Origin of the sequence: Streptomyces rubellomurinus, assembly GCF_000961885.1 — a bacterium.
Lineage (GTDB): Bacteria > Actinomycetota > Actinomycetes > Streptomycetales > Streptomycetaceae > Kitasatospora > Kitasatospora rubellomurina.
In genome coordinates, this window is the sequence record NZ_JZKH01000172.1 from 1 (window position 1) to 6,123 (window position 6,123).

The 6,123-nt window shown below is 75.9% G+C and carries 4 protein-coding genes; 2 read left to right on the plus strand and 2 right to left on the minus strand.

Annotated elements, in window-relative coordinates; all coding sequences use genetic code 11:
* Positions 1-57 precede the first annotated feature (57 nt).
* A complete protein-coding gene (locus tag VM95_RS36655; protein ID WP_244179119.1) occupies positions 58-864 on the plus strand; it encodes a helical backbone metal receptor in 807 nt (268 codons plus the stop codon).
* A gap of 50 nt (positions 865-914) precedes the next feature.
* Complete coding sequence (locus tag VM95_RS36660; RefSeq protein WP_052706939.1) at positions 915-1,946, plus strand: lytic transglycosylase domain-containing protein; 1,032 nt, start codon at positions 915-917, stop codon at positions 1,944-1,946.
* 132 nt (positions 1,947-2,078) lie between these two features.
* Here VM95_RS36660 and VM95_RS43015 read toward each other — a convergent pair whose 3' ends face one another.
* Together VM95_RS43015 and VM95_RS36670 are read right to left on the minus strand one after the other, a co-directional pair.
* Positions 2,079-4,229 carry a hypothetical protein gene (locus VM95_RS43015; protein ID WP_157882301.1) on the minus strand — a complete coding sequence of 717 codons (2,151 nt, stop codon included), beginning with the start codon at positions 4,227-4,229 and terminating at the stop codon, positions 2,079-2,081.
* Between the two features lie 187 nt (positions 4,230-4,416).
* Complete coding sequence (locus VM95_RS36670; RefSeq protein WP_078861150.1) at positions 4,417-6,054, minus strand: lipase maturation factor family protein; 1,638 nt, start codon at positions 6,052-6,054, stop codon at positions 4,417-4,419.
* Positions 6,055-6,123 lie beyond the last annotated feature (69 nt).

The window sequence follows — 6,123 nt, forward strand, 5'->3', positions numbered from 1 at the left end:
GGGCTCGACGACGGACGGGGGCGGGGCGGCGCGGGGTCGCGCGCGTACGCTGGCCGGATGACCGACCCCGTTGCCCCGCACGACGACCTCGGCCTGCCCGTTCCGCTCGGGCCGCGCCCGCCGCGCCGGGTGGTGTCGCTGGTGCCGTCGCTGACCGAGGCGGTGGCCGTCACGGCGCCCGGCCTGCTGGTCGGCGCGACGGACTGGTGCAGTCACCCGGCCGACCTGGCCGTGGCCCGGATCGGCGGCACGAAGAACCCGGACGTGCCGGGAGTCCTGGCGCTGGAGCCGGACCTGGTGATCGCCAACGACGAGGAGAACCGCCGCCCGGACCTGGACGCGCTGCGGGCGGCCGGGGTGCCGGTCTGGGTCACCGACGTCCGGGACCTGGACGGCGCGTTCCGTTCGCTGGAGCGCCTGTTGACGACGGCGTGCGGGCTGGCGCGCCCGTCGTGGCTGGACGAGGCGGAGGCGGCGTGGCGGGAGGTGCGGCCGGTGGCGGGCGGTCCGCGGGCGATCGTGCCGATCTGGCGCCGCCCGTGGATGGTGCTGGGCCGGGACACCTTCGCCGGCGACCTGCTGGGCCGCCTCGGCCTGCGGCTGGTGCACTCCGGTCACGCCGAGCGGTACCCGGCCGTGCCGCTGCCCGAACTGCTGGCCGCCCGGCCGGACTTGGTGGTGCTGCCGGACGAGCCGTACCGGTTCACGGCGCAGGACGGCCCGGAGGCGTTCCCGGGTGTGCCGGCGGCACTGGTCAGCGGTCGGCACCTGACCTGGTACGGGCCGTCGCTGGTGGGCGCCGCCGCGGTGCTGGGGCGGGCGGTGGGCCACCCGTTCGTACAAGACGGGCCGGGCACATCGTAGGATGACCGGCACTCACCGGGCCCGCCGGTGACGAGTGGGGGGAACCACTGTTGAACAAGCGCCCCAGCAGAACCGTCGTCGTGCTGTCGTCGGTCGCCGCCGTGTCGACCGCCGCCCTGGCCGGTTACCTCGCCAGCGGCTCGGACGACAGCCGCACCGACGCCGCGCCGAAGACCGCCGTCGTCGCGGGGACGGCCGCCGCGAGCGACACCCCGAGCCCCGGCCCGTCGACCAGCCCGGCCGCGACCCCGACCGAGACCGCGTCGGCGAGCCCGACCGCCTCGGCCTCGCCCAGCGCCACCGCGAGCAGGTCCGCGAAGGCCTCGCCGAGCGCGCCGGGCGGCAACGCCCGTGCCGGGGGCGGCAGCCAGCCCGGCGGCGCGGCCACCCAGCCGCCGGTCGCCAAGCCCGCCATCGCGGCGCCCGTGCCGACCGCCAAGCCCGGCCCGGTCGCGCCCCCGCCGCCGCCCGCGCCGGCGACCCCGCACGTGCCGCCGCTGCAGAGCGGCTGCAAGCCCAGCAAGCCCCGCCCGGACGAGGCCAAGGACGCCGTCGGCGCGGCCCTCGCCTCGGCCGCCGGGCAGTCCCGGACGCTCAACCTCAGCAGCGGCGGCACCGACAAGCTCCCGCCGCTACCCGTCAACCTGGTCAAGGCGATCGCCTGGCAGGAGAGCGGCTGGCAGTCCGGCATCGTCGCCTGCGACGGCGGGATCGGCACCATGCAGGTCATGCCGAACACGGTCAGCTGGATGAACAGCAAGTTCGGCACCACCTCGGACCCGGCCACGCTCGCCGGGAACGTCCAGCTCGGCAGCCAGCTGCTCGACTGGCTCGTCGCCTACTACGGCGACTCCTCCTTCGGCGGCAAGTACGACCTCTCCCCCGACCCGGCCACCGGCAAGACGCCGCTGCTCGACCTGGTCATCTCCGCGTACAACGCCGGCGCGGGGAACGTGCACTACAACACCGTCACCGACCCGGCCACGGGCGAGGTCGTCGGCAGCCTGGTCATCCCGAACCCGACGTACGTCGCCAACGTCAAGGCGCTGATGGCCAGCCAGCCGTGGAACAAGGCCGGCTGACGGGACGCCCCGACGCCCTCGGCCCCGGCCTCGGCGCCGTCGTGCGGCAGGGCCCGGGACGCGACCTCCTCGCGTCCCGGGCCCTGTGCTGTGCCGCGCCGGTACGGCTCCGCCCCTCGGTGCGGCCCCGGATCAGCCGCGCGCGGTGGCGACGGCGGCGCCCAGCGCCTCCTTGATGCGCGGGCCGAGACGGGCGAAGCCCAGCTCCTTCATGGCCGCGCGCAGCAGCTCGTCCTCGGTGCGCTCGACCCCGTCGCCGTCCACCCAGCGGACGACGGCGAGCAGTTCGTCGGCCGAGTAGGCGGTCACGGGGCGGCCGGGGGTGAAGTCCGGCTTCTCGGGGCGGCCGGTGGCGGCGGGCTCGGGCTCGACGGGCTCGACGGGCTCGACGGCGGCCTCCTCGGCGGGGGTCTCCACGGCCTCGACCGCCATGGCGACCTCGGCGGCCGGCTCCTCGACCTCGGCCTCGGGCGCCTCCTCGGCGGCCTCCGGCTCGGCCTCGGGCTCCACGACGGCTTCGGGGACCTCGACGGTCTCGGCGGTCTCGGCGGCCTCGGCGGTCTCGACCTCCGACTCCGGCTCCACGACCGGCTCTTCGGCCTCTTCGAGTTCTTCGACGAGGGCCGACGCCGCCGGCTCGACGGCCGTGTCCTCGGCGACGACCTCGGTCTCCGCGTGGACGACCTCGGGAACCTCAGCCGTCTCCACCTCCACGGCCTCGACCGTCTCGATCTCGGCCTCGACGTCCGCCTCGGCCAGCGGCTCCTCGACCTGCTCGGCCTGCTCCGCCGGCTCCTCGTCCGTCGCAGCGGCCTCGGCCAGGGCGGCGGTCGCGGCGGCCACCAGGTCGTCGGCGGCCGGCGAGGGCGCGGGGAGGGACACCACGGTCGGCGCGGCCTCCTCGGGGGCCGCGTCCTCCGTCACCACCTCGGCGACCGGCTCGGCGTCGACGGAGTCGGCGTCCGCCTCGGGGGCCGACTCCTCGATCGCCTCGGCCTCGACCGCCTCGGCGTCCGTGGCCTCCTCGGCCAGACCGTCCCGCTGACCGCCGGCCAGCGCCTGAAGCGCGGCGGCCTCAGCTTCGACCTCGACCTCGTCGGTCCCGGCGGTCTCCGCCGGCTCGGCGACGCCCTCGGCCTCGGCCTCTGCCTCGGCCTCTGCCTCGACCTCGGCTTCAACCTCGGCTTCAACCTCGGCCTCGACCTCGGTCGTGGTCTCGACGGCCTCCGCCGTGGTGTCCTCAGCCGTGTCCTCGACCTCGACGGCCTCCGAAGCAACGGCCTCCGAAGCAACGACGTCCGAAGCGGCGGCCTCCGAAGCGGCGGCGTCCTCCGCCAGACCGTCCCGCTGCCCGCCCGCCAACGCCTGGCGCGCGGCGTACGCGGCCTCGGCGGCGCGGCGGTCGGCGCGGACGGCGGTGAGTTCGGCGAGCAGCTCGCCGAGGCCGGCTTCCTCCAGGTCGGCGCGCAGGGCGCGGATGGTGGGCAGGCGGTAGAGGGTGCCCTCGTCGGCGGCCAGTCGTTCGACCAGCTCGACGAGTTCGGCGAAGGCGATCCCGTCGAGGTCGTGGCCCGGGAGCAGCCGGGCGAGGTCGCGCAGGCCGGTGTTGATCGCCTCGAAGGCCTGGGCGGTGATCTCGACGCGGGCGCCGTCCGCGGGGACGGCGGGGAGGGTCCCGGCGGGGGCGAGGACGGCCCAGGCGCGGCGCTCGACGGAGGCGGAGCCGAGGGCTTCGTGCAGGTCCTCGCGGCGGATCCGGCGGTCGTGCGCGAGGGCGGCGGCCTGCTTGCGCAGCGAGCGGGCGCGCAGCCAGGACAGCTTGACGCCGTGCTCCTTGCGCCAGGCGCTGTCGGCGGTGGCGGCGACGAGGGGGCCGAGGTCGGTGTCGTAGGCGGCGGCGGTGAGGACGGCGCCGGTGTTGCGCACCCGCTGGAGGGTCTCGACGAGCAACGCGGTCTTGGCGACGGTGTCGGGTTCGTCGAGCTGGACCTCGGCGGCCAGTTCGGTGACGGTCTCCCAGGTCTGCTGGAGGTCGCGGCCGCGCAGTTCGGCGAGGACGGTGGAGGCGGCGCGGGCGTCCTCGGGGGTGGCGACGGTGTCGACGGCCGCGTACCAGGCGTGGGTGTCGGCGCTGAGGGTGAAGGCCCCGAGGTCGGCGTAGCGGCCGAGGTCCTCGCGGAGGTCGGGCTGCGCGGCGGCGTCCTGGGGGTCCTTGACGTCTGCGGCGTCGGCGACGTCCGCCGGGTCGGCTGCGTCGGCGTTGCGCGAGTGAAGCACTGTCATGTGAGGTCCGGTTCTGGGCGACGGCGGCGGGGCTGGCGGCGAGGGGGCGGCGGACCGGGGTGCGCGGGGTTGCCCCTGGGCGGGGCGGGGGGCGCGCGGTCGGGCCGCCGGGTGTGGACGCCCAGAATACGGGTGCCCGTTCGAGCCTTGCACGCACCCACCGCCCGACTGGCCGGTGTCGCGTGCCCTACCGCTCGCGTGGCCGCCACCCGGGAGGTCCGTCCGGGGGCGTGTCCGGAGGTCCGGACGGGTGACCGTGCCGGTCCGGGCGGTCGGCGCGGTCGGCGCGGTGGTCGCGGCCGGGGAGGGGGCGGCCGGGCCGCCGGGGCCGGTCGAGCGGGACCTGGCGGACGGGCCGGGCGGGCCGGCCGAGCGGTGGCCGGTACCCGGCGCGGCCCAGGGTGGGCAGGTCGACGGGCGCGAGGTACTCGTGCAGCGCGGTGCGGTGCCACCACGCGCCGGTTTCGCGCAGTTCGCGCCATCCGGTGAACCGGTACAGGTGGAGGGTCGCCCGGACGTGGGTCGGTGGGGCGTCGGGGAAGGGGTTGTGGTGGAGCAGCCGGAGGGTGGCGCGGTCGCCGGAGAGCAGGCGGGCGACGAACGGCAGGAACCAGGGGCGGGCGTAGGCGGGCGAGATGCCGGCGAACCACATCAGCCAGTCCAGCCGCAGGTGGTAGGGGGCGTACTGGCGGGGCAGGCGGCGCATGTCGCCGGGTTTGCCCTTGAATCCGTACTCGCGCCAGACGGTGTGCGGGGTGACGGTGGCCTCGTCGGTGCCCTCGACGACGATCTCCTGGCGGATCCGGTTGATGCTGCCGAAGGCGCCGTAGGTGTTGACGAGGTGGAGCCGGTTGAAGGAGCGGTTCATGACCTGGCGGCGGGAGAGCAGGTTCCGTACCGGCCAGTAGCTGAGGACTGCGACGGCGGCGGTGACGGCGACGACCAGCACCTCGTACCAGGCGGGGGCGGCGGGGTAGCCGCGGGGGCGGAGGGTGAGGCCGAGGCGGGCCGGTTCGACGGCGGCGAGGGCGAGGACGACGGTCAGCCAGTTGAGCCAGGCGAAGTTGCCGGAGGCGATCAGCCACAGCTGGGTGGCGACGACGGCGCAGGCGGCCCAGGTCGCGACCGGTTGGGGGAGGAACAGGCCGATCGGGACGAGGAGTTGGACGACGTGGTTGGCGGCGGCCTCGACCCGGTGCAGTGGGGCGGGCAGGTGGTGGAAGAACCAGCTGAGCGGCCCGGGCATCGGCTGGGTCTCGTGGTGGAAGCGCAGGCAGGTCAGGTCGCGCCAGCAGCTGTCGCCGCGCAGCTTGATCAGCCCGGCGCCGAACTCGACGCGGAAGACGAGCCAGCGCATCAGCCACAGGACGAGGGCGGGCGGGGCGGTGTCGGCGTTGCCGAGGAAGGCGGCGAGGGAGCCGGCCTCCAGGAGCAGCGACTCCCAGCCGAAGGAGTACCAGGTCTGGCCGACGTTGACGATGGAGAGGTAGAGCGCCCACAGGACGGCCCACAGTGCGATGGACGCCGCCAGCGGGACGGCGTCGCCGAGCCCGGCGGCCACGGCGGCGGCGAGGGCGGCGCCGGTCCACGCGACGGCGGCGAAGAAGCGGTCGCTGTAGTGGAGGTGGAAGAGGCTCGGTGACTGCCGGAACGGGACGCGGGCCGTGAAGCGGGGCACCGGGAGCATGCCGTCCGCGCCGAGGAGGGCGCGGAACTGGGCGGCGGCGGCGAGGAATCCGATCAGGTAGAGGCCGGCGAGCAGGCGTTGGACGAGCAGCCGGCTCGGCCAGTAGTCGGGGGCGGCGAACCAGGCGGACCAGTCCATGCGGCCCATGCCTACCATCGGCGGCGGGTGGCCGGGCCCGGCCGGGGCGCGGGCGGGCGGCGGTTCACC